The 23,683-nt window shown below is 72.3% G+C and carries 17 protein-coding genes; 5 read left to right on the top strand and 12 right to left on the bottom strand.

What is annotated here, in order from left to right; translation table 11 throughout:
* Positions 1-129 precede the first annotated feature (129 nt).
* From CG747_RS23950 to CG747_RS23940, 3 genes are all read right to left on the bottom strand, one after another.
* The gene (locus tag CG747_RS23950; RefSeq protein ID WP_100603879.1) at positions 130-1,035 is read right to left on the bottom strand and encodes an ADP-ribosylglycohydrolase family protein; all 906 of its coding nucleotides are present in this window, start codon (positions 1,033-1,035) and stop codon (positions 130-132) included.
* An 11-nt stretch (positions 1,036-1,046) separates the two neighbouring features.
* On the bottom strand, positions 1,047-1,706 hold the full coding sequence (locus tag CG747_RS23945; RefSeq protein WP_100603878.1) for a histidine phosphatase family protein: 660 nt from the start codon (positions 1,704-1,706) through the stop codon (positions 1,047-1,049).
* Positions 1,707-1,779: 73 nt separating this feature from the next.
* The gene (locus CG747_RS23940; RefSeq protein WP_100603877.1) at positions 1,780-3,399 is read right to left on the bottom strand and encodes an ABC-F family ATP-binding cassette domain-containing protein; all 1,620 of its coding nucleotides are present in this window, start codon (positions 3,397-3,399) and stop codon (positions 1,780-1,782) included.
* 119 nt (positions 3,400-3,518) lie between these two features.
* Here CG747_RS23940 and CG747_RS23935 point away from each other — a divergent pair, with 119 nt between their 5' ends.
* Positions 3,519-4,226 carry a TetR/AcrR family transcriptional regulator gene (locus tag CG747_RS23935; protein WP_100603876.1) on the top strand — a complete coding sequence of 236 codons (708 nt, stop codon included), beginning with the start codon at positions 3,519-3,521 and terminating at the stop codon, positions 4,224-4,226.
* 9 nt (positions 4,227-4,235) lie between these two features.
* Here the strand turns inward: CG747_RS23935 and CG747_RS23930 are convergent, their stop codons facing one another.
* Positions 4,236-4,841 (bottom strand): YdbC family protein, encoded by a 606-nt coding sequence (locus CG747_RS23930; RefSeq protein ID WP_100603875.1) that lies wholly within the window; start codon positions 4,839-4,841, stop codon positions 4,236-4,238.
* A 599-nt stretch (positions 4,842-5,440) separates the two neighbouring features.
* Here CG747_RS23930 and CG747_RS23925 point away from each other — a divergent pair.
* Both CG747_RS23925 and CG747_RS23920 read left to right on the top strand, forming a co-directional pair.
* Positions 5,441-5,962: a TerD family protein gene (locus CG747_RS23925; protein ID WP_100603874.1), complete on the top strand. Its 522-nt coding sequence runs from the start codon at positions 5,441-5,443 to the stop codon at positions 5,960-5,962.
* A gap of 387 nt (positions 5,963-6,349) precedes the next feature.
* Positions 6,350-7,189: an alpha/beta fold hydrolase gene (locus CG747_RS23920; protein WP_100603873.1), complete on the top strand. Its 840-nt coding sequence runs from the start codon at positions 6,350-6,352 to the stop codon at positions 7,187-7,189.
* Positions 7,190-7,393: 204 nt separating this feature from the next.
* Here the strand turns inward: CG747_RS23920 and CG747_RS23915 are convergent, their stop codons facing one another.
* Positions 7,394-10,279 (bottom strand): vitamin B12-dependent ribonucleotide reductase, encoded by a 2,886-nt coding sequence (locus tag CG747_RS23915; protein WP_100603872.1) that lies wholly within the window; start codon positions 10,277-10,279, stop codon positions 7,394-7,396.
* 121 nt (positions 10,280-10,400) lie between these two features.
* Entirely contained in the window at positions 10,401-10,928 is a 528-nt protein-coding gene (gene nrdR / locus CG747_RS23910) for a transcriptional regulator NrdR (RefSeq protein ID WP_100603871.1), read from the bottom strand.
* Between the two features lie 561 nt (positions 10,929-11,489).
* Here nrdR and lexA point away from each other — a divergent pair.
* Positions 11,490-12,287, top strand: a complete 798-nt coding sequence (gene lexA / locus CG747_RS23905) for a transcriptional repressor LexA (protein ID WP_100603870.1) — start codon at positions 11,490-11,492, stop codon at positions 12,285-12,287.
* 91 nt (positions 12,288-12,378) lie between these two features.
* On the opposite strand, the gene CG747_RS23900 is transcribed toward lexA, so the two are convergent.
* The 5 genes from CG747_RS23900 to CG747_RS23880 form a co-directional block, all read right to left on the bottom strand.
* Positions 12,379-14,349, bottom strand: a complete 1,971-nt coding sequence (locus tag CG747_RS23900; protein WP_100603869.1) for an ATP-dependent DNA helicase — start codon at positions 14,347-14,349, stop codon at positions 12,379-12,381.
* Between the two features lie 43 nt (positions 14,350-14,392).
* Complete coding sequence (locus CG747_RS23895; RefSeq protein WP_100603868.1) at positions 14,393-16,201, bottom strand: IucA/IucC family siderophore biosynthesis protein; 1,809 nt, start codon at positions 16,199-16,201, stop codon at positions 14,393-14,395.
* 113 nt (positions 16,202-16,314) lie between these two features.
* On the bottom strand, positions 16,315-16,995 hold the full coding sequence (locus CG747_RS23890) for a GNAT family N-acetyltransferase (RefSeq protein WP_100603867.1): 681 nt from the start codon (positions 16,993-16,995) through the stop codon (positions 16,315-16,317).
* 53 nt (positions 16,996-17,048) lie between these two features.
* Positions 17,049-19,073, bottom strand: a complete 2,025-nt coding sequence (locus tag CG747_RS23885) for an IucA/IucC family siderophore biosynthesis protein (protein WP_100603866.1) — start codon at positions 19,071-19,073, stop codon at positions 17,049-17,051.
* Entirely contained in the window at positions 19,070-20,464 is a 1,395-nt protein-coding gene (locus CG747_RS23880; RefSeq protein ID WP_100603865.1) for a diaminobutyrate--2-oxoglutarate transaminase family protein, read from the bottom strand. Before CG747_RS23880 ends, CG747_RS23885 begins: the two co-directional genes overlap by 4 nt.
* A 284-nt stretch (positions 20,465-20,748) precedes the next feature.
* Here CG747_RS23880 and CG747_RS23875 point away from each other — a divergent pair, with 284 nt between their 5' ends.
* The gene (locus CG747_RS23875; protein WP_100603864.1) at positions 20,749-21,933 is read left to right on the top strand and encodes a serine protease; all 1,185 of its coding nucleotides are present in this window, start codon (positions 20,749-20,751) and stop codon (positions 21,931-21,933) included.
* 132 nt (positions 21,934-22,065) lie between these two features.
* On the opposite strand, the gene hflX is transcribed toward CG747_RS23875, so the two are convergent.
* Positions 22,066-23,553 (bottom strand): GTPase HflX, encoded by a 1,488-nt coding sequence (gene hflX / locus CG747_RS23870; protein WP_100603863.1) that lies wholly within the window; start codon positions 23,551-23,553, stop codon positions 22,066-22,068.
* Between the last annotated feature and the right edge of the window lie 130 nt (positions 23,554-23,683).

Below are 23,683 nucleotides of genomic sequence, written 5' to 3'. Positions count from 1 at the left end.
GTTGCCGGCAGGTGGGCGCGAAGGCTCCGGCGGGCACGGGGAGGCGGGCGTCTGGGCGCGAAGTCGCCGGTCCGCGCGGCTCGTTGCGCCCCGCGGCGGACGGGCGGACGGGCGGCGCGGGGGCGGCGGTCAGAGGGCGGGGGTCCAGGCGGGGAGCGGTTCGGTACGGTCGAGCCATTCCTGTGGCGGGGCGCCGCCGGGGGCCGCGGCGACGATGCCGCCGACGATGCCGCAGGTGGTGTCGACGTCCCCGCCGGCCCGGGCGGTGGTCCAGAACGCCTGCTCGAAGTCGCCGAGGTTGCGGGCGGCGGCCCAGAGGGTGAACGGCACGGTGTCGTGGGCGCTGGTGCGGCGTCCGCAGCCGAGGACGGCGGCGACGGTTCCGGGGTCGGCGTAGTCGAGCATGTCGCGGGCCCGGCGCAGGCCCGCCTGCACAGCGCTGCGCGGGATCAGGGCCAGTACGCCGTCGATCAGCTCCACGGGGCCGAGGGTGCGGGCCGGGTCGGCGACCAGGGCGGCCGCGGCGGCCACGGCCATGGCACCGACGACGGCCTCACGGTGCTGGTGGGTGGGGTAGGCGGAGATCTCCGCCTGGTGGGTGGCCTGCTCGGGGTCGTCGAAGTACCAGGCGCCGAGGGGGGCGATGCGCATGGCGGCGCCGTTGCCCCAGGAGCCGTGGCCGTTGAAGAGCGCGGCGGCCAGCTCGCGCCAGTCGCCGCCCGCGCGGATCAGGCGGAGGAGGCGGTCGACGGCCGGGCCGTACTCGCGGCCGTCGTCGTGGCGGTCGGCGAAGGAGCGGGCCAGGGCGTCCTGGTCGACGCGGTGGTGGGTGGTGAGCACGGCCAGGACGGAGCAGGCCATCTCGGTGTCGTCGGTCCACCGCCACGGCGCGGGCGGCAGCTCGCGGCGCTTGAGGGAGGGGTAGTGGGCGGGGGCGAAGAACTGCGATCCGAGGGCGTCGCCCACGGAGAGGCCACGCAGGCTCGCCAGAGCCCGCGCACAGCGGTCCGCGTCACGAGGATCAGGGGTCGTCATCGCTGTGCACTTTAACCGGTGACGCCATAAGGCTCGGGTTCACACCAGCGCTCGAAGGGCCGGTCGAGGGCGTAGCGGCCGTCCGGGCCGAGGAGCAGGGTGCGCCATTCGGCGTTTCCGGGGTTGGACAGCGATTCGAAGTCGGCGACCGACCAGTGGAACCACCGCATGCAGAACAGCCGCATGGTGAGGCCGTGCGTGACGATCAGGACGTTGGGCGGGTGGTGGGGGTCCTCGAAGCTGCGCCAGAGGCTCTCCAGGAAGGCCCCGACCCGGTCGTAGACGTCGGCGCCGGACTCGCCCTGTGCGAAGCGGTAGAAGAAGTGGCCGTAGGCGTCGCGGTAGGCCTTCTGGCGTCGCACGTCGTCGCGGTCCTGCCAGTTGCCCCAGTCCTGTTCGCGGATTCGGGGCTCCTCGCGGATCCGGACGTTGCCGGGGTCCAGGTCGAGGCTCCGGAAGGTCTGGTGGGTGCGGCGGTACGGCGACACGTAGGCGGAGATCCGCTCGTTGCCGAACATCTCGCGCAGCCTTCGGCCGGCGCCCTCGGCCTGGCGCAGCCCGCTCTTCGTCAGGGCGAGCGCGTGGTCGGGCTCGCGCTCGTAGACGGTGTCGTCGACGTTCCCCACGGACTCGCCGTGGCGGAGCAGGACGATGCGTCGGGGCCGGGCCATGCCGCCAGCGTAAAGCGCCTGCCCTGTACATGCCGTGTGTGGCGGGTGGGGCTCCTGAGGGAGGCGCCCTCCTTCAGCAGGCGGCGAGGACCAGGCGGCCGTCGCGTATCTCGTAGGGGCGGCCGGTGAAGCGGCGGCGCAGCAGGCGGTCGTGGGAGACCACGACGAGGGCACCGGGCCAGGCCGTCAGCGCCTCTTCCAGTTCCTCGACGAGGGCGAGGGCCAGGTGGTTGGTGGGTTCGTCGAGCAGCAGGAGGTCGGCGGGGCGGGCCAGCAGCCGGGCCAGCGCCAGCCGGCGGCGCTGGCCGGCCGAGAGCACCCCGACGGGGACGTGGAGGTCGCGCTCCCGGAACAGGCCGAAGGACAGCAGCAGGGCGGCCAGCTCGTCGGCGTCACCGGTGAGGCCGCGACCGAAGGCGGCGAGCAGCGGCTCGGTGGGACGGGAGACCGGGATTTCCTGGGCGAGGAGGCCGATGCGCCCCCGGCGGACGACCGTGCCGCTGTCGGGTGCGGTGAGCCCCGCCATGACCCGCAGCAGGGTGGTCTTGCCCGCGCCGTTGGCGCCGTGGACGAGGACGCGCTCGCCGGCGGAAATGGTGAGCGTGTCCACCGCGAGGCGGTCGCCGACCCGGACGTCGTCGAGCCGGACCAGGGTGCCGGTCGATTCGCCGGCGTCGGGGGCCGCCTGGAAGCGGAGCGGCTCGGGCGGGCGGGGAACCGGCTCCGCGCGGAGCCGTCGGAGCCGTTCCTGGGCGTTGCGCACCCGGCTGGAGACGGATGCCTGGACGCGGCCGCGGTCGCGGTCGTAGGCCATCTTGTTGTTGTCCTTCATGGCCCGGCCCTGGGCGACATCGTGTGCGGCACCTGCGGCGTGGTCGGTGAGCCGGGCGACCTCGTCGCACCACTGGGCGTATTCCTGCTCCCAGCGGCGGCGGGCGGCGGCCTTGGCGGCGAGGAACGTGCCGTACCCCTCGCCGTAGCGGACGAGGGCGCGGCGGTCGGCGTCGACCTCGACGACCGCGGTGGCGATGCGCTGGAGGAAGAGCCGGTCGTGGGAAACGGCGAGGACCGTGCCGCGGTGGGCGAGCAGGGCCTCCTCCAGCCAATCGAGGGCGGCGGCGTCGAGGTGGTTGGTCGGTTCGTCGAGGAGCATCACCTCGGGCGAGGCGGCGATCAGGCAGGCGAGGCCGAGCCGGGCCTGTTCGCCTCCCGAGAGGCTGCCGAGCAGCCGGCCGTGGTCCAGGCCGTCCAGCCCCAGGCCGTGCAGGGCGCGGTCGACACGGGCGTCCGCCTCGTATCCGCCGCGCAGCTCGAAGCGGGTGAGCAGGTCGCCGTACTCGTCGAGCTGTGCCGGGGTGGCGTCCCCGAGGGCGGCTTCCAGGACCCGCAGGCGGCGCTCGATGCCGCGGAGCTCGGCCAGGGCTGCGTCGACGGCGTCCTGGACGGTGCGGTCCGGAGGGAGGTCGGGTGTCTGGCCGAGATAGCCGGTGCCGCCGTGGGCGGTGAGGACGGCGCGGCCTTCATCGGGTGGTTCCAGGCCGGCGATGATGCGCAGCAGGGTGGACTTGCCGGCGCCGTTCTCCCCGACGATCCCGATCCGTTCGCCGGGGCGTACGGCCAGGCAGACGCCGTCGAAGAGGGGGCGGTCGGCGTGGGCCTTGGTGACGTCGTGCAGCGAGATCTGCGTGGGCACGTGATCCTCCGAGTGATGCCGCGGACACGCCGGACGGCACGACCGACCGGCAAACGCAACGAGAGTTGCGTTACGATGAGAGTGACACACCGAACGAACTAACGCAACTGGAGTTGCAATTGTCTGGCGAGGGCGAGAACAAGCGGGCCGAGGGCAGCGATCCGGCGCCCCCTCCCACCCCGGGCGCCCAGCGCCCCGGCGGGCGCACGGCGCGCACCCGGGCCGCCGTCCGGGACGCCGTGCTGACCGGCCTCATCGAGCTCGGCTATCCCGGGCTGACCGTCGAATACGTCGCCGAGCACTCCGGGGTGCACAAGACGACGCTCTACCGCCGCTGGGGGGACGTGGAGGGCCTGCTGGCCGACGCCCTGGACCTGGCGGGCGAGGACAGCTGGCTGCCGCCCGACACGGGGTCCCTGGAGGGCGATCTGCGTGCGCTCGCCCACGAGGTCGTCGCCTCGTTCGCGGAACCCGCGGCGGCCGCGTCGGGCTCCGCGATGATCGCGGCCGGGTTCCAGTCGGAGCGGGCCGCCGTGGCGCTGCGCGCCTACTACACCGAGCGGTTCGCGCGCTGCGGGGCGCTCGTCGAGCGCGCCGTCCACCGCGGGGAGCTACCGGCCGATCCGGACGCCGCCGTCGACGCCGGGGCGCTGGTCCGGGCCGTCTCCGCCCCTCTGTTCTTCCGGCTCTTCATCACCCGGGAGCCGATCGACGAAGCACTCGCCGACCAGGCCGCCGCGGCGACACTGGCCGCGGCCCGCGCGGGCGCCTTCACCCGCGGCCGACCGGCCGGCGCCGCGTCCGGCTCCCCGGAGCGGTCGGGCTGAGCGCGGCGCTCACACCGTCCAGGACGGTTCGAGCTGCACCACATCACCCGTGATCGTCTGGATGTCGGCGGCTATCTGGGCCCGGAGCGCCAGCCGTTCCACGCGCTCCGGGCGGTACTTGCCGCGCTCGGCCGCCGACTGCCACATCGACAGGACCAGGAACTCCTCCCCCGGCGCCCGGCCGACCATCCCCCGGAGCATGCCGGGCGACCCGGCCATCGCCGGGTTCCAGACCTTCTCCTGCATGAGCACGAAGTGGTCCACCCGGTCCGGGCGCACCTGGCAGTGCGCCAACCGCAGCACGTCCGCGTCCCCGAAGGACGGCCGGAACCCCACTTTCACGTCGAATTCGTGCTCGAACAGCCGGATTTGCGTGTCCTTGTAGGTGCCGGTCTGCGCGGCCGCCAGCCGGTCGTGGGAGCGCGCCATGAAGGAGTCGTAGAACGCCCGGCTCTCCCAGAAACCGACCAGGTGGGCCACGCCGGGCCGGGACCGGCTCCAGCCCCCGGCCTGCCCCCGGAAGCCGGGCTCACCCAGCAGCCCGGCCCATTTCCGCTGCCCCCGTTCGAACCCTCGGCGGTCCACGACGGTAAGGCGAATCCACTTGACCAGCACCGCGCCATCGTACGACCCGACAGCCACCGGAACCGCTGCACAGCGGCTACCGCCCGCCCCGAACTCCCTTACGGGATCGGATCGGTGAACACCGGCCCCTGGGGCCAACGGAGAGAAGCACAGGGATGTTGCCCGGCCTCACCGCCCACCTCGATGGCCGCCTCGTGCGCGGCGCCGCAGAAGGCCGACGGCCGCCCCTCACACTCGTCGCCCAGTTCACAGCGACGGGCTGAACGGCGCACAGGGCGAACCCTCTTGTTCGGCATGCGCGTGAACACAGCCGCAGCAGTATCGACTTACCGACATCGGTGAGTGAACGGCACGGAAAGCACCTCGACTTACCTACGCCCCCTCACTCGACACAATGATCCATTGCGCCAGCGACAAGGAACAGCATTGCACCGAGACAATGGCGTTCATTGCACCGAAGACGATGACCCCTTTGCGTCGGACGCAAGAACACCCCCGGATGGCCGCGGACTTACCGGGTCGACGCCCCCGGCAGCGTGGCACGATGGTCGAACACGGGGAAATCCTGGGGAGTTGTCCACGGTCACGCGGACGGGCTGGGCCTCGGGAGCTGACGGAAGGGGAGCCCGGTGAGCACGTTCAACAAGGGGATCGAGAAGGTCGTGGTGGCGCTCGGATGGGATCCCAGCCCCACCGGTGAGCCGGACATCGACCTGGACATCATCGCGGCGACGTACACAACGGACGCGCCGCAGGGCGAACCGGCCTACCTGGTGCACTTCGACAGCCGGTCACCCGACGGGACCATCACCCTCAACCGGGACAGCCGGACCGGCCAGGGTTTCGGTGACGACGAGGTCATGACACTGGAGTTGGAGCGGCTGTCCGAGCGCTACTCCCGCGTCGTGGTGGGCGTGGTGATTCAGCAGTCGCACGGCCGGAGGGTCTTCGGTGAGGTGGCGAACACGCTCATCGAGGTCCGCGAGGGCTACACCACGCTGGGGCGGAACGACTTCGCCGGGGTGGCCGACGCCACCGCGGCAACCGTCGCCGAGTTCGCGCGGGACGCCTCCGGCGAATGGCGGTTCCAGGCCGTACTGCGCGGGTTCGACGCCGAGCCGGACGCGTTCAGCAGGCTGATGGGCGGCTGACCGGCGCCAGCGGCAGATCCGGAGGGGAGGCGGCGGCGAGCCACCTCCCCTCCGGCGTACCGCCCACTCGACGCACCCACGCACCCGTCACCCGCTCACCCGTTAACGACGACGGTGGGCCGCGGCCATTGAGGGTGCGATCGGCCCGGCCGGCGTCAGCCCCGGCAAGGAAGCCGGCGATCTTCGCTGCGGCGCCGTGCAGCCACCTACGTCGCGCCCCGAGAATCCCAGCGCCCGCCACCTCCACCAAAGTCCCCCGCCCCCCAAAAAACCCACCCTCTCCCCCACCGGAATATCGCAATTTCTCGATTCCTCGATTCCCCATCGTTCGCCGTGCGCCGGCATAACCACTTGCCGCCCGATTCACCCGCGCCAAGGATTGCCGCCATGTCTGCTCTCACCGCGCCCGACGGGACCCCGCTCGCCTATCACCTCGTAGGGAAAGGCGAGCCACTGCTCTGCCTTCCCGGGGGCCCCATGCGTGCCTCCGCCTACCTCGGCGATCTGGGCGGATTGGCGGCCCATCGCCAATTGATCCGGCTCGATCTGCGCGGCACCGGTGATTCCGGCATTCCCGCCGACCCGGCGACCTATCGCTGCGACCGGCAAGTGGACGACGTCGAAGCGCTCCGCGCACACCTCGGACTCGAACGCGTCGATGTTCTCGCGCACTCCGCGGCAGGCGATCTCGCCCTGCTCTATGCGGCCCGTTTTCCGGAGCGGATCCGCAGCCTCACTCTGGTCACCGCCCGGGCCCGCGCCCTGGGCATCGATTTCACCGAGGCGCACCGGCGGGAGGCGGCCGCCCTGCGGTCCGCCGAACCGTGGTTCCCGGCCGCGTACCGCTGCTACGAGACGGTGTGGGCCGGTTCCGCCACGGATGCCGACTGGGACGCCATCGCCCCCTTCTTCTACGGCCGTTGGGATGCCGCCGCCCAGGAGCACGCCGCGTGCGAGGTCGCGCAGAGCAATGAGGAGGCCGGGGCGAGGTACGCGGCCGACGGCGCCTTCGACCCGGTCGCGGCGCGTGCCGCCCTGGCCACGCTGGATGTGCCGGTGCTGCTACTCGCGGGCGAGCTGGACAGCGGCCCGCTGCCCCGGGTCGCCGCGGAGATCGCCGCGCTGCTGCCCGGCGCCACACTGGCCGTCCAGCCGGGTGCCGGCCACTACCCCTGGCTCGACGACCCGGATCGCTTCACCGGGACCATCAGGGATTTCCTCCCGTAAGAGGCAGACCTCTCGCAAGAGGCAGTCCCCCTCACAAGAGGTAACCCCCCTCGCAAAAGGGAATTCCTCCCGTAAATCAATCCCCCCGGACCACGCATGCCGCAAGCGAAAGGGCGGCGACCCCGGGTCCTCCCGGTGTCGCCGCCCTTGTCAGCTCACGCCCGGCGGCCGATCATCGGCCGCCGCCCCAGTGGGGCGCCGGGCTCAGCTGCAGCCGCTGGTCGAGCCGCAGCCCTCGCAGAGGTAGCAGCTGCCGGCCCGCTGCATCTTGGTGCCGCAGGAGAAGCAGAGCGGGGCGTCGGCGTTGATCCCCAGCTGCATCTCGACCAGTTCGGCGTTGGTGTGCGCCTGCTTGGGGGCCGGTGCGGGGGCCTCCGCGACGACCTTGGCCGTCGGCGCGGCCTCCTTCAGCGGCTCGGTCTGTCGCGGCGCGGACTGGGCCAGGCCCTCCACGTCGACCTCGTCCTCGGGCAGCTCGTACGAGCCGGTCTCCAGGTGGCGCTGGCGCTCCTCGACGGAGTGGATGCCGAGCGCCGAGCGGGTCTCGAACGGCAGGAAGTCCAGCGCCAGGCGGCGGAAGATGTAGTCGACGATCGACTGCGCCATCCGCACGTCCGGGTCGTCGGTCATACCGGCCGGCTCGAAGCGCATGTTGACGAACTTCGAGACGTAGGTCTCCAGCGGCACGCCGTACTGGAGGCCGACCGACACCGCGATGGAGAAGGCGTCCATCATGCCCGCGAGGGTCGAGCCCTGCTTGGACATCTTCAGGAAGACCTCGCCGAGACCGTCGTCCGGGTAGGAGTTGGCGGTCATGTAGCCCTCGGCACCGCCGACCGTGAAGGAGGTGGTGATCCCCGGGCGGCCCTTCGGGAGGCGCTTGCGGACCGGGCGGTACTCGACGACCTTCTTCTCGGCGGCCTTCTCGACGACCTCGGTCTTCTTCTCCTCTTCCTTCTTCTTGGCGGAGAGGGGCTGGCCGACCTTGCAGTTGTCGCGGTAGATCGCGAGCGCCTTCAGGCCGAGCTTCCAGCCCTGGAAGTAGACGTCCTCGATCTCCTCGACGGTGGCCGTCTCCGGGACGTTGACCGTCTTGGAGATCGCACCGGAGAGGAACGGCTGGGCCGCGGCCATCATGCGGACGTGGCCCATCGGGGAGATGGAGCGCTCGCCCATGGCGCAGTCGAAGACCTCGTAGTGCTCCGGCTTGAGGCCGGGGGCGTCGACGACGTTGCCGTGGTCGGCGATGTGGGCGACGATCGCCTCGACCTGCTCGGGCTGGTAGCCGAGCCGCTTGAGCGCCTTGGGGACCGTGTTGTTCACGATCTGCATGGAGCCGCCGCCGACCAGCTTCTTGAACTTGACGAGCGCCAGGTCCGGCTCGACGCCGGTGGTGTCGCAGTCCATCATCAGGCCGATGGTGCCGGTCGGGGCCAGCACCGACGCCTGGGCGTTGCGGAAGCCGTTCTTCTCGCCGAGGCGCAGCACGTCCTGCCAGGCCTCGGTGGCCGCGGCCCACACCGGGGTGTCCAGGTCGTCCATGCGCACCGCGACGTCGTTGGCGTCGGAGTGCTGCTTCATGACGCGCTTGTGGGCGTCGGCGTTGCGGGCGTAGCCGTCGTACGCGCCGACGACCGCGGCCAGCTCGGCGGAGCGCTTGTAGGAGGTGCCGGTCATCAGCGAGGTGATGGCACCGGCCAGCGCGCGGCCGCCGTCGGAGTCGTAGGCGTGGCCGGTGGCCATCAGCAGGGCGCCGAGGTTGGCGTAGCCGATGCCCAGCTGGCGGAAGGCGCGGGTGGTCTCGCCGATCTTCTCGGTGGGGAAGTCCGCGAAGCAGATCGAGATGTCCATGGCCGTGATGACCAGCTCGACGACCTTGGCGAACCGCGCGGCGTCGAAGGACTGGTTGCCCTTGTCGTCGTCGCGGAGGAACTTCAGGAGGTTGAGCGAGGCGAGGTTGCACGAGGAGTTGTCCAGGTGCATGTACTCGCTGCACGGGTTGGACGCGGTGATCCGGCCCGTCTCCGGCGAGGTGTGCCAGTGGTTGATGGTGTCGTCGTACTGGATGCCGGGGTCGGCGCAGGCCCAGGCGGCCTCGGCCATCTTGCGGAACAGGCCCTTGGCGTCGACCTCCTCGATGACCTCACCGCTCATCCGGCCGCGCAGGCCGAACTTCGCGCCGGACTCGACGGCCTTCATGAACTCGTCGTTCACGCGGACCGAGTTGTTGGCGTTCTGGTACTGGACGGACGTGATGTCGTCCCCGCCCAGGTCCATGTCGAAGCCCGCGTCGCGCAGCGCGCGGATCTTCTCCTCTTCCTTGACCTTGGTCTCGATGAACGCCTCGACGTCGGGGTGGTCGACGTCCAGGACGACCATCTTGGCCGCGCGGCGGGTGGCGCCGCCGGACTTGATGGTGCCGGCGGAGGCGTCGGCGCCGCGCATGAAGGAGACCGGGCCGGAGGCGTTGCCACCGGAGGAGAGCAGCTCCTTGGAGGAGCGGATGCGGGAGAGGTTCAGGCCGGCGCCGGAGCCGCCCTTGAAGATCATCCCCTCTTCCTTGTACCAGTCCAGGATCGACTCCATGGAGTCGTCCACGGAGAGGATGAAGCAGGCGCTGACCTGCTGCGGCTGCTGGGTGCCGACGTTGAACCACACCGGGGAGTTGAAGCTGAAGACCTGGTGGAGCAGGGCGTAGGCCAGCTCGTGCTCGAAGATCTCGGCGTCGGCCGGGGAGGCGAAGTAACCGTTCTCCTCGCCGCTCTTCCGGTACGTCTTGACCACGCGGTCGATGAGCTGCTTGAGACTCGACTCGCGGTTCGGGGAGCCCACCGCGCCGCGGAAGTACTTGCTCGTGACGATGTTGACCGCGTTCACCGACCAGAAGTCGGGGAACTCGACGCCGCGCTGCTCGAAGTTGACCGAGCCGTCGCGCCAGTTGGTCATGACGACGTCACGGCGCGCCCACTCGACCTCGTCGTACGGATGCACGCCGGGGGTGGTGTGGATGCGCTCGATACGCAGACCCTTGCCCGCCTTGCTGCCCTTGGCGCGGGAGCCTCGTGCCGGGCCGCTCGTCGTCTCTGTCATTCCGTCTCCCTATACGGGCAAACGCCCATATGTGCACACAAATTCCGTGGCACGGTGTATGTCTTTCCGAGACCGGGGCGCCCTGCTCTCGCCCCGGCCCAGGTCTGGATAGGTGCCGAACTCAGTCGGCAGTGGCGGCGGGCACGGGAATGACCGGCTCGCCGGCCTCCTCGTCGGTCCCGTCGCACGCGGGCGGCCCCTGCTCGCGCTGCTCACGCAGCTCGGCGATGGCCGCCTCGAAGTCTTCAAGTGAGTCGAACGCCCGGTAGACGGACGCGAAGCGCAGGTACGCGACGAGGTCGAGTTCCTGCAGCGGGCCCAGTATGGCGAGCCCGACGTCATGGGTGGTCAGCTCGGCGCTTCCGGTGGCGCGCACCGCCTCCTCGACCCGCTGGCCGAGCTTGGCGAGGGCGTCCTCGGTGACCGGGCGCCCCTGGCACGCCTTCCGCACCCCGGCGATGACCTTGGTGCGGCTGAAGGGCTCGGTGACCCCGCTCCGCTTGATCACCATCAGTGATGCCGTTTCGACGGTCGTGAAACGGCGGGAGCAGTCGGGGCACTGGCGACGCCGGCGGATCGCCGTCCCGTCGTCCGTGGTGCGGCTGTCGACGACCCGGCTGTCCGGGTGCCTGCAGAAGGGGCAGTGCACGGCTCCACCCTCCTCACCTCGGAAACGGACGCACGCCGAGGGAACCGGCGTACGGCGACTGACCTCCGGCCGGTCCGTACGGGCCCTTCGGAGCAGCCACAAGCATAGGCGATCCGTGGGGCCCGAAGGACCCGACACCACAACTTGTAGGTGGCCGACCGCATCTAAGCACTAGATGTGGTGTCGGGGCGCTTATATCTGCCTACCGCGTGTCGCGGTGGCGGCGCGCCCGAGGGCCGTCCAAGAGGGTACGGGAAGCCACCCGGCGCGGGGACCGGAGGGGTGGGGATGACACAATCGGCGAGGCCGCGGAGAAGCTCCGCCGCGGTGCCGTTCACTGCTTTTCGGGACGGGTTCCGGCCGGCATTCCGGATCGGATTCCGGGCGGGAATCCGGAGCGGGGCGACGTCCCGGAGGCCCGAATTGCCATTCGGCCATACACCGCACTGCTTGATCAGGTCAGCCAATCGCGGAATTTTTCACTCGAACGTGTGTTTGGCGCAACCTTTCGAAAGCAACTACCGTTGGCTAACTAGGGAGAACATTTCGAGAGGGGCCGACGTGACCACCACCGCAGACAGCGCGACCATCACCGCACAAAGCCACTCCCCGAGCCGATTCGAGCAACCGCAAAGGGCACCGCGGCCGATGGAAGACACCACGTCGGACTCCGAAGAGCACAAGCCGACCCGCTCGCTGCCGGGACGTCCCCCGGGTATTCGTGCCGACAGTTCCGGGCTCACCGACCGCCAGCGCCGAGTGATCGAAGTGATCCGGGATTCGGTGCAGCGCCGCGGATATCCACCGTCGATGCGGGAGATCGGCCAGGCCGTCGGGCTCTCCAGCACCTCGTCCGTCGCCCACCAGCTGATGGCCCTGGAGCGGAAGGGCTTCCTCCGCCGCGACCCGCACCGCCCGCGGGCGTACGAGGTGCGCGCCTCGGACCAGCCGACGAGCGCGGCGACGGAGACCGCCGGCAAGCCCGCCGCGTCCTACGTCCCGCTGGTCGGCCGGATCGCGGCCGGCGGCCCGATCCTCGCGGAGGAGTCCGTCGAGGACGTCTTCCCCCTCCCCCGCCAGCTGGTCGGCGACGGCGAGCTGTTCGTGCTGAAGGTCGTGGGTGACTCCATGATCGAGGCGGCGATCTGCGACGGCGACTGGGTCACCGTCCGCCGCCAGCCGGTCGCCGAGAACGGCGACATCGTCGCCGCGATGCTCGACGGCGAGGCCACCGTCAAGCGCTTCAAGCGCGAGGACGGCCATGTGTGGCTGCTGCCGCACAACTCCGCGTACCAGCCCATCCCCGGTGACGAGGCGACCATCCTCGGCAAGGTGGTCGCGGTGCTGCGTCGGGTCTGACCACCCGCCCTCACGACCGAGCCCCGGGACGGAACCACTGCGCCGGTTCCGTCCCGGGGCTCTGCGCCGTCCTGGCGGCGACGCCTCCCGGCTACTCCCCTGCCGTCTTGGCCGCCTGGTCGATGGCGGCCAGCGACCGACGGACCTGATTGCGGTCGGTGGTGTACCAGAAGTCCGGCATGGACTTGCGGAGGAACGAGCCGTAACGGGCCCGCTCCACGCGCGGGTCCAGCACCGCCACCACACCGCGGTCCCCGGTGGCCCGGACCAGACGGCCCGCGCCCTGGGCCATCAGCAGCGCGGCATGGGTCGCCGCGACCGCCATGAAGCCGTTGCCGCCGGCCTCCTCCACGGCCTTCTGCCGGGCGCTCATCAGGGGGTCGTCGGGGCGCGGGAACGGCACCCGGTCCATCACCACCAGCTGGCAGTTGGGGCCCGGCACGTCGACGCCCTGCCAGAGCGACAGCGTGCCGAACAGGCAGGTCCGCGCGTCCGCGGCGAAGTTCCGGATCAGCTCGCCGAGGGTCTCCTCGCCCTGGAGCAGGATCGGCATGTCCAGCCGCCCGCGCATCGCCTCGGCCGCGGCCTGGGCACCGCGCATCGACGAGAACAGCCCGAGCGTCCGCCCGCCGGCGGCCTCGATCAGCTCGGCCAGCTCATCGAGCATGTCCGTGCGGCTGCCCTCCCGGCCGGGCTGGGCGAGGTGCTTGGCGACGTAGAGGATGCCCTGCTTGCCGTAGTCGAAGGGCGAGCCGACGTCCAGGCCCTTCCACGCCGGCTCGTCGTCGCCCGCGGTGCCCTCCGGGCCCAGGCCCAGCGAGGCCGCCACGCCGTTGAAGTCGCCGCCCAGCTTGAGGGTGGCGGACGTCAGCACCACGGAGCGGTCGGTGAAGAGCTTCTCGCGCAGCAGCCCGGACACCGACAGCGGCGCCACCCGCAGCGACGCCCCGAAGCGGTCGTGGCGCTCGTACCAGACCACGTCGTACTCGGAGCCGCCCACGATCCGCTCGGCGACCGCCTGGACGTTCTCCACCGCGGCCAGGGCCTGCTTACGGACGGCGTCCTCGTCCTGGACGGACTTGTCGCGGGTCGAGCCCAGCGCGACGATCACCGTGCGGGCCGCGTCCCGCAGCGCCATCAGGCAGTACCCGAGCTCCTCCGGGATCTCCTCCAGGCGGCCCGGCAGCGCCAGCTCCATCAGGCGCTCGAACGTCTCAGCGGCCGTCTGGAGCTGATCGGCGGCCTTCTCGTCGACCAGCTTGGCGGCGCGGCGGACGGCGCGGTTGACCTGGCCGGGGGTGAGCTCGCCGGTGGCCACGCCGGTGACCCGGGAGACCAGCTCATGGGCCTCGTCGATGATCAGGACCTCGTGCTGCGGCAGGATCGGGGCGCCCTCGATGGTGTCGATCGCCAGCAGCGCGTGGTTGGTGATCACCACGTCGGCGAGCTTGGCCCGCTCCCGGGCCGCCTCGGCGAAGCACTCCGCGCCGTACGCGCACTTCGAGGCGCCCAGGCACTCCCGGGAGGAGACCGAGACCTGGCCCCAGGCGCGGTCGGAGACACCGGGGGTCAGGTCGTCGCGGTCGCCGGTCTCGGTCTCGTCCGCCCAGTCGCGCAGCCGCAGCAGGTCCTTGCCGAGCTTGCTGGTCGGCGTCGCCTGCTCGAAGACGTCGAAGAGGCCGTCCTCCTCGTCCTGCGGCGCGCCCTCGTGGAGACGGTGCAGGCAGACGTAATTGGAGCGGCCCTTGAGCATCGCGAACTGCGGCCGGCGGCGGAGCTGCGGATGCAGCGCCTCGACCGTCCGCGGCATATCGCGCTCGACGAGCTGGCGCTGGAGGGCCAGGGTGGCCGTGGCGACCACCACCCGCTCGCCGTGCGCCAGCGCCGGCACCAGGTAGCCGAGGGACTTTCCGGTGCCGGTGCCGGCCTGCACCAGCAGGTGGGCCTGGTCGTCCACGGCCTCGGCGACGGCCTCGGCCATGGCCACCTGGCCGGGCCGCTCGGTGCCGCCGACGGCGGATACGGCGGCGTGGAGCAGATCGGGGAGAGAGGGCTTCGTCATAGCGCCTGCAAGCCTACGCGGGACCGCTGACAGCGCGGGTCGGTCACGGACCGTGCAGGGGGTTGGGGATGGTGCCGTGGACGGCGGCGTGCGGGCGGTCGCGGCGGTCGCGGTAACCGTCCACATGCAGCCGGTTGCGGTTCAGGCACAGCCGCTCGATCTCCGGGGTGAGCAGGTCGAAGGTCTCCTGCCGCTCCTTGAGGTGCGGGAACCGCTCGTGGTGGCGGAGGATCTCGGCCCGGACGAGTGACCAGAACTCGGCCTCGGGCACGCCCAGTTGGTCCTCGCACAGCGGCGCGAGATAGCGGAAGACGCCGACGAAGAGCCCGGAGTGGATGAACTGGGTGAGGAAGGCGGGGGGCTCGGTCAGCAGCACCGCCCGTACGTCGTCCGGCATGGCGTCGTGCTCGGGGAGCGGCTGGGCGCTGGTGTTGACGTCGTCGACGAAGTCCTTCATGGCCAGGCGGGTGGGGACGTCGTCCTCGTCGAAGACGACGATGGCGTTCTCGCCGTGCGGGGAGAAGACCGTGCCGTACTGGTAGAGGAAGTGCAGCAGGGGCGGCAGCAGCGCGGCGAACAGCCGGGCCAGCCAGCTCCGCGCGGGCAGGCCGGAGCGGTGCACCAGTTCCGCGGTCAGCGCGCGGCCGGCGGGGTCGGTCTGGAGCAGGGAGGCCAGGGTGCGGGCGCGCTCCCCCGGGTCGAGGTGGCCGGCGAGCGGCTCCCGCCAGATGCAGCCGAGCAGCTCCTTGTACTGGTAGGGGACGCCGGGCAGCCGGTCGTAGAGGGGGTGCTCGACGGTGACGGAGGCGGTCTCGCCGAGCAGGACCACCCGGGTCTCGTCGCGCAGATACGTATCGCCGTCGCGCAGGCCGTGCACCCAGCCGGTGACGGCGGGGGCGGCGAGGGTGCGCTCGGTGGGCAGGCCGCGCCAGACCAGGGTGTTGAGGATGGACAGCGGCAGTTTGACGGTGCGCGCCCGGGGGCGGGTGAGGTTGAGGAAGGTGCGGATCGACTGCTGCGGGAGCCGGAGGTCGTCGTCGGCGAGGAGCGGGACGAGGGATCCGTCGGCGAGCTGCGGGGCGAAGAGCGGGGCGATGGTCTCGTCCCACTGCCAGGGGTGGACGGGGAGGTAGAGGTAGTCGGCCGGGTCGTGGCCCGCGTCGGTGAGGGTGGTGGCGAAGGCGTGCCGGGTGGCGGGGGTGAGCTCCTCGCCGTAGAGGCGGTCGGGGGTGGCCAGGGCGGGGACGCCGCGGTAGTGGGCGAGGCGGTGGTGTGCGGCGAGCCAGGGCAGCCGCTGCGGGGTGCGGGCCTCGGGGGCCCAGGTCTCGGCGTCGGCGGCGGAGAAGCCGAGCCGGCCCTTGTTGGCGACGAGCCAGGGGTGGCCGGTCTGGTGGCCTTCGAGGGCGGCGTAGTCCAGGTCGGCGAGTTCCGCGGCGCTGAGCGCGGTGGCGTCCAGGCGGGTGTCGGCGGCGAGGGTGGCGGTCAGTTCGCGGATGAGGTGACCGGTGGTGTCGCCGGACAGGCCGAGGACGGTGTCGTGGGCGTGGGTGAGGAAGCGCAGCGGGTCGGCGTGCGGGGTGATCGAGCGGGGATCGATGCGCCAGTGTCCGTAGGCGCCTCTGCGGGCGGTGAAGCGGTAGGTGAGGTCGTCGGTGATCGGGAGGCGGTAGCGGGGGCTGCCGTCGGGGGCGGTGCCGTCGGGTTGGGGGGCGAGGATTTCCTCGTAGGCGAACTCCGCGAGGGTCTTGGCGAAGAGCCGGCGGGCGGCGTGCTGCCAGGCGTCGGACGACGGGCGGCGGCCGGACGCGGTAGCCGGGCCGGGTCGGCCGGCGGGGGCGGAGGGACGGGGCACGGGAGACAAGGTGGGACTCCTCGGTACGGGACCGGACCGGCTCGTGCGGGGGACAACCGGGCCGGCGGATGGATGGCGGACCGGACCGGGGCCGTCGACGGACGGCCCCGGGGTCAGAGCTGGTGGCGGTGGGCGCGGTCGCGGACCATCAGCGCCGCGCGTTTCTCCGGGAGTTGGATCTCCTCGGCGTAGCGGAAGCCGGCGCCGAGGAACGCGGCGACGGAGGCGGTGTTGCGCAGGTCGGGTTCGGCGATGACGCGGCCGCACCGCGGGCGGTGGTCCAGGACGAGGTCGGCGGTGGCGCGGAGCAGCGCCGTGCCGAGGCCGCGGCCGCGGTGGTGGCCGCCGCCGATGAGCAGGTGGATGCCGGTGTCGTGGGGCCGGGCCCGGTAGTAGCGGGCGACCCGGTCCAGGTCGGCGCGGTAGATCTCCCAGTAGCTCATCGGGACGCCGTCCAGGACGCCCAGGCAGGGCACGCTGCGGCCGTCGCCGGCGAGTTGGGGGCGCAGGTGGGCGGCGGTGATCTCCGGGGAGCCGGCCAACTCCCAGAAGGCGGCGACGGCGGGGTCGTTCATCCAGGCGGTGATCCGGTCCAGGTCGCGGTCCGGGTCCACGGGGACGAGGGCGAACGGCCCGGCGGGGGTGTCGGCCGGCGGCCAGCCGGCCAGGTCGTCCAGGAGCGGGCCCGCGGCCGGGGTGGGGGCAGCGGGCGGCGCCGCGCCGTTGTCGGGCGCGGGCAGGTCGCCGAGGGTGTCGTCCGGCGCGGAGGTGAGGCCGGATTCGGTCGGTGGCACGTGACGCACTCCTGGGGGACTGGGGACGACAGTGACGACAGTGACGACACGGCCTAGGGCGCGAGTGGATTGGCCAGGGTGACGTAGACGGACTGGGTGTCGACCGGGCCGACGAGTTCGTCCAGGCCGTGCAGCCGGGTCGCGAGGTTGGCCTTGCAGCGCAGGGTGCGGGCGGAGAGCAGCCGCTCCGGCAGCGTCGAGCGGTGGGCGCGGGGGGCCGTCGCGGCGTCGGCGAGGAACCGCCGGAAGGCGGCGAGCAGGATCTCCTCGCGGATCAGGCGGGCCGCGCCGAACGCCCCGATGAGGCCGAGGACGTTGTTGATGCCGAGGTAGTAGGCGAAGCGCTCGTCGGTGACGTCGTCGGCGACGAAGGTGTCGCTGGTGGTGCCGATGCCGGGCAGTCGGCGCTCCAGTTCGGCGCGATGGGAGGTCCGGAAGTAGTAGCCCTGGTTGTCGCGGTAGCGGCCGCCGGCCGGCCAGCCGTCGGCGTCCAGCAGGACGAGGGTGTTCTGCTGGTGGGCCTCCAGGGCGACGCCGGCCGTCCCGTCGAGCCAGAGGACGGGGCGGACGACCGCTTCGAGGTAGCGCAGGAACCATTCGGTGGCCACCGCGCCGGCCGGCCGCCCGGTGCGGGCGCTGAGCGCGCCGACCACGCTTTCCAGGCGGGAGCGCATCGCGCCGTGGCCGGGCCAGGGGCGCGGGGCGGTGAGCCCGGCGATGCACACGGCGTCGTCGGTGGGGCCGAACGGCTGGTGGCGGATGACGACGTCGAGGCCCTGGACGGGGGCGCCGTCCACGCCGTCGACGGCGAGGTAGGCGGGGTCGCGGACGATGTCGAAGCCGGGGGCGCCGGGGAAGGCGGCCCGCCACTGCGCGCCCAGGCCGGTGCGCAGCAGCCGGTGCACCTCGACGCCGCGCACCAGTTCCTTGCGGAGGTTCTCGCGGCGGGAGTTGGTGATGCGCAGGCCGAGGGAGAGCTTGAGCATCGCGGGAGCGCCGGGGCGGCAGACCGTGCGGACGGAGGAGGTGGGGTACCAGCGGGGGCCGTGCGGGCCGAGGTCGTGCAGCAGTCCGGCGTCGCGCAGCGCGGCGGTCTCCGGGCGGGCGGCGAGGTCCCGGGCCTGCCAGGGGTGGAGCGGCAGCGGCACGGTGCCGTCGGGGAGCGGCAGCCCGTCGCCGGCGAGTTCGGTGGCGAGTTGCGCGGCAGGTACGGTGCGGCCGCGCTCGGTCCAGGCGGAGTCGGCGGCGACCGCGGAGGGGTGGACGGCCATCCAGTGCAGGGGGAAGGCGCCGCGGAGTTCGGGCGAGTAGGCGCGGGTCTCCGCGTCGGTGAGGCCCTCGCGGCTCTTGGGCGTGGGGTGCAGGGGGTGGCCCAGGAGGAGCGACTGTTCGGCTTCGAGGAATCGGGAGCCCTGGTCCTCGGCAGGGTGGGCGCGCCGGTCGGCGATGAACAGGGCGGTGGTCCGGACGGAGTTGGCGACCCGGCCGACCAGTTCGGCGCCGTCGCCGTCCGGGGCCTGCGGGGCGTCGTCGGCGGCGGGCGGCTCGTCGCCGTCGGCGACCCGGTGTTCGCCGCCGTCCGAGGCCCGCCGGTCGCCGCCGTGCGCGGCTTCGCGGCGCAGCAGGGCGGCGAGCGTGACGGCGTCCAGCGGGGCGGAGCCGGGCGGGGTCCCTTCGAGGGTGGGGGCGCCCAGGCGGTGCCAGCCGGTGGGGGACCAGTAGCGGACGGGGATGTGCAGGGCGGTGGCGGTGGCGTGCAGCGGGAGGCGCAGCCGGCCGCCGGCCGGGCGGGGGGTGCCGTGTTCGCGGAGCCAGCAGCGGAGCAGGTTCTCGATGCCGGCGGCGTCGGCGGCGACGGCCGGGTCCGGGTGGTCGAGGGGGTCGGCGTCGGGGTGGCGCACGGGGTCGTACCGGCCGGGGGCGCGGCGGCCGGCGGCCGGGGTCTGCTGGTGGCAGGTGTCGTCGCCGGGGCGGCGCTGCTGGCGGGGGACGGACGGCTCGATGAGGCCGGCGCCCGGGTGGTGGGCGGGGAGCCGTTCGGCCGCCTGGATGCCGTCGGGGCCGGGGCGTTCGTTCATGCGGGGGTGCCTCGCAGGGTGGTGGGGGACGAGCCCATGGGCCCGGGGGTGGTGCGGACGGCTGCCGCGATGGCGTCGGCGAGGCGGTCGAGGACCGCGTCCGCCTGTTCGTCGGTGAGGGTCAGGGGTGGCAGCAGGCGGACGACGGCGGAGTGCCGGCCGCCGAGTTCGACGATCAGGCCGCGGTCCAGGCAGGCCCGTTGGATGGCGGCGGCGAGGGCCGGGTCGGCGGGGCGGGCGCCCAGCGGGTCGGCGTCGGCGTCCCGGTCGACGATCTCGACGCCGAGCATCAGGCCGCGGCCGCGGACGTCGCCGATGCAGTCGTGGGCGGTGGCGAGCGTGTGGAGCCGGGTGAGCATCGTGGCGCCGAGCTCCGCGGCGCGTGCGGCGAGGCCGTTGCGGCGGACGTAGGCGAGGGTGGCGGTGCCGGCGGCCATGGCGAGTTGGTTGCCGCGGAAGGTGCCGGCGTGCGCGCCGGGGTGCCAGGTGTCGAGTTCCTCGCGGTAGACGATGGCGGCGAGCGGGAGGCTGCCGCCGATCGCCTTGGACAGGACGAGGACGTCGGGCACGATGCCGCTCTGCTCGACGGCCCAGAAGGTGCCGGTGCGGCCGACGCCGGTCTGTACCTCGTCGACGATGAGCGGGATGCCGCGGGCGGCGGTGATCTCCCGCATCCGGCGCAGCCAGCCGGCCGGCGCGGGGATCACGCCGCCCTCGCCCTGGACCGGTTCGAGGATCATCCCGGCGGGCCGGGACAGCCCGCCCTTGGGGTCGTCGAGGAGGTTCTCGGTCCAGCGCGCGGAGAGTTCGGCGCCGCGCTCGCCGCCGACGCCGAAGGGGCAGCGGTAGGCGTACGGGTAGGGCAGTCGGGCCGCGCCGGGGTGGCGGGCGCCCCCGGAGGCGGCCAGGGCGCCGGCGGTCATGCCGTGGTAGGCACCGGAGAAGGCCGTCAGGCCGTCCCGGCCGGTGGCGGTGCGGACGAGGGTGAAGGCGGCCTCGACGGCGTCGGTGCCGGCCGGGCCGCAGAACTGGATCCGCCCCTTTTCGGCCAACTCGCCGGGCAGGGTGGCGAACAGCTCGGTGGTGAAGGCGTCCTTGACCGGGGTGGCCAGATCGAGGATGTGCAGGGGCGCGCCGGAGTCGAGGACGGCGCGGACGGCTTCCAGGACCACGGGGTGGTTGTGGCCCAGCGCCAGGGTGCCGGCTCCGGAGAGGCAGTCGAGGTAGCGCCGGCCGTCGGCGCCTTCGATGGTCAGCCCGCGGGCGCGCACCGGGACGATCGGGAGCGAGCGCGCATACGTACGGGCGGCGGACTCACGCAGGGACTGGCGGCGCAGGATCCCCTCGTGGGCCGGCGGCGCGGCAGCCGGCACGGTTTCGGTCAACGCCACGGCAGTTGTGTCCTCCTGCTGGTGAGCTGCTGGATACCGCGCAGACCCGGCGGGCAGCCCGGCCGTCCCCCGTACGTACCAACGACGGCACCCTCTTGGGAACACGGCCGACGGCAAGATCCTTGACGGCCGGGAACCGGGGACCCGGGTACCGCCGTCCCCCCGAACACCGGCATAGTGGGGGGTCGCACCCGGATCTTGCGGTTCATGACAAGACCCGGACCGGGGTGCCGCTCATGAGCCGTACCGGCTCAGTCCGTTTGACACAGGGGGAGAACTCACCCATGCGATCGATACGTCGGCCAGTCCTGGCCGCCGCCGCCCTCACCGCCGTGGTGGCGCTGACCGCGACCGGCTGCGGGCCGTCGGGCGACAACGCGGATGCCAAGCCGACCGACTCGGCCCAGGACACCACGGGCGGGGGTGCGATCAAGATCCCCAAGGATCTCCAGGACAAGCTCAAGGAACACGGCGTCGACCTGGACAAGTGGAAGAACGGCGAGTGGAAGAACTGGGACAGGGACAAGTGGCTCCGCGAGGCCGGCGAGTTCATCAACCCGGTCATCAAGAACTTCTGGGACCCGGACAAGATCGGTAAGGTCAAGCCCCCGCAGGACCCGAGCAAGTCCTCGGACATCACCGAGGACCAGGGCAAGACCGACCCGGAGCCGGCCGCGGTCACCGCGCGGCCGGTGAAGACCCCGTACACCTCCACCGCGGCGGGCGTCGGTCTGCTGCTGTTCAGCACGCCGGAGGGCGAGTCCCGCTGCTCCGCCACCGTCGTCAAGGACCCGGCGCACCCGGGCAAGTCCAACCTCGTGTGGACCGCCGCGCACTGCGTGCACGCCGGCAAGAACGGCGGTTGGTACCGGAACATGATGTTCGTCCCGAACTTCAACCGGACCGGTGCGTCGGCCGCCCAGATGAAGACCACGCCGTTCGAGGACCGGGTTCCGTCGGGCAAGTGGTGGGCGGACGACATGGCGACGTCCAAGGAGTGGATCGCCGGCGGCGGCGCCGTTCCGGGCGTGCCGATGGCTCCGTACGACTTCGCGCTGATGCACGTGAAGCCGGAGGAGAGCACCGGCGGCAAGTCGCTGGAGGAGATCGCCGGCGGCGCCTACTCGGTGGACTTCAACGCCCCGGCGATGTCGAAGATCCCGAGCCTGACGGCACAGGGCTACCCGGCCGAGGCGCCGTTCGACGGCGCGGCGCAGCAGTCCTGCACCGACAAGCCGACCCGGCTGACGCAGGACGCCAAGAAGCCGACCATGTACCGGATCGGCTGCACCATGACCGGTGGTTCGTCCGGTGGCCCCTGGTTCGTCAAGGGCTCGGACGGCAAGCCGGTGCTGGTCTCCAACACCTCGATGGGGCCGCGTCCGGCCCAGTGGCTGGCCGGCCCGCACCTGGGCACCGAGGCCAAGTCGATCTTCGACGCGATGAGCAAGAAGTGGGCGAACCAGTAGGAGGGACGTGAGGGGTGGCGCCGGGGCCCGGCGCCACCCGTCCGTACCGTCCACGGCACACGGCGAAGGCCCGCCCCGGCGAACCGGTGGCGGGCCTTCGTCGTATGCGCGCTGCGGCGCCGTCCCGGGCCGTCAGGCGGCCGCGACGAACGGCCGGAACTCGGCGGCGAGTTCTTCGTGGACCCGGGCCTTGAGGACCGTGCCGTCGGCGGTGTGCTCCTCGGAGATGACCTCGCCCTCGGCGTGCGCCCGCGAGACCAGGGCACCCTGGGTGTAGGGCACCAGCACCTCGATCTCGACCTGCGGGCGCGGGAGTTCCGCGTCGAGCAGGTCCAGCAGCTCGGTGATGCCCTCGCCCGTGCGGGCGGAGACCACGAGGGCGCGCTTCTCCTGGCGCAGCAGCCGCTGGAGCGTCAGCGGATCGGCCGCGTCGGCCTTGTTGACCACCACGATCTCGGGCACCTCGGTGGCGCCCACGTCGCGGATCACCTCGCGGACCGCCGCCAGCTGCTCCTCCGGCACCGGGTGCGAGCCGTCGACCACGTGCAGGATGAGGTCGGCGTCGGCGACCTCCTCCATCGTGGAGCGGAACGCCTCGACGAGGTGGTGCGGCAGGTGGCGGACGAAGCCGACGGTGTCGGCGAGGGTGTAGAGCCGCCCGCTGGGGGTCTCGGCCCGCCGGACGGTCGGGTCCAGGGTGGCGAACAGCGCGTTCTCCACCAGGACTCCGGCGCCGGTGAGGCGGTTGAGCAGCGAGGACTTGCCGGCGTTGGTGTAGCCGGCGATGGCGACCGAGGGGACCTTGTTGCGCCGGCGCTCCTGGCGCTTGACGTCCCGGCCGGTCTTCATCTCCGCGATCTCCCGGCGCATCTTCGCCATCTTCTCGCGGATCCGCCGCCGGTCCGTCTCGATCTTGGTCTCACCGGGACCACGGGTGGCCATACCGCCGCCCGCCGAACCGGAGCCACCGCCACCCATCTGCCGGGACAGCGACTGGCCCCAGCCGCGGAGCCTGGGCAGCATGTACTGCATCTGCGCCAGCGAGACCTGCGCCTTGCCCTCCCGGGACTTGGCGTGCTGGGCGAAGATGTCGAGGATCAGGGCGGTCCGGTCGACCACCTTGACCTTGACGACGTCCTCCAGGTGGATCAGCTGGCCCGGGGAGAGCTCACCGTCGCAGACCACGGTGTCGGCCCCGGACTCCAGCACGATGTCGCGCAGCTCCAGGGCCTTGCCGGAGCCGATGTAGGTGGCCGGGTCCGGCTTGTCGCGGCGCTGGACGACGCCGTCGAGGACCATCGCGCCGGCGGTCTCGGCCAGCGCGGCCAGCTCGGCGAGGGAGTTCTCCGCGTCCTGCACCGTCCCGGACGTCCAGACGCCGACCAGCACCACGCGCTCCAGGCGCAGCTGCCGGTACTCGACCTCGGTGACGTCTTCGAGCTCGGTGGAGAGCCCGGCGACGCGGCGCAGTGCCGCGCGCGCCGAGCGGTCGTACTGGTCGCCGTCACGCTCCCCGTCGATCTCGTGGCTCCAGGCGACGTCCTCTTCCATCAGGGCGTCGGCCCGAAGGCTCTCGGGGAGGCGCTGCCGGTCCTGCGGAAGGGAAGAAGAGGAGGTCATTTGATCCTTTGCGTCGTAGCGAGCCCCCGCGGACCAGGTCGGTCCCGCCGGGACAGGTGGCTGTGCCGTTCGGTCTGCTCAACGTCCGGGACGCCCCGGAGATTCCCGGGCGCCGGCCGGTGTCGACCCG

The organism is Streptomyces sp. CB02959 (assembly GCF_002803155.1).
Taxonomy (GTDB): domain Bacteria; phylum Actinomycetota; class Actinomycetes; order Streptomycetales; family Streptomycetaceae; genus Streptomyces.
Note: the sequence above shows the minus strand (reverse complement) of the source record. Positions and strands in the feature narration are given on the sequence as shown.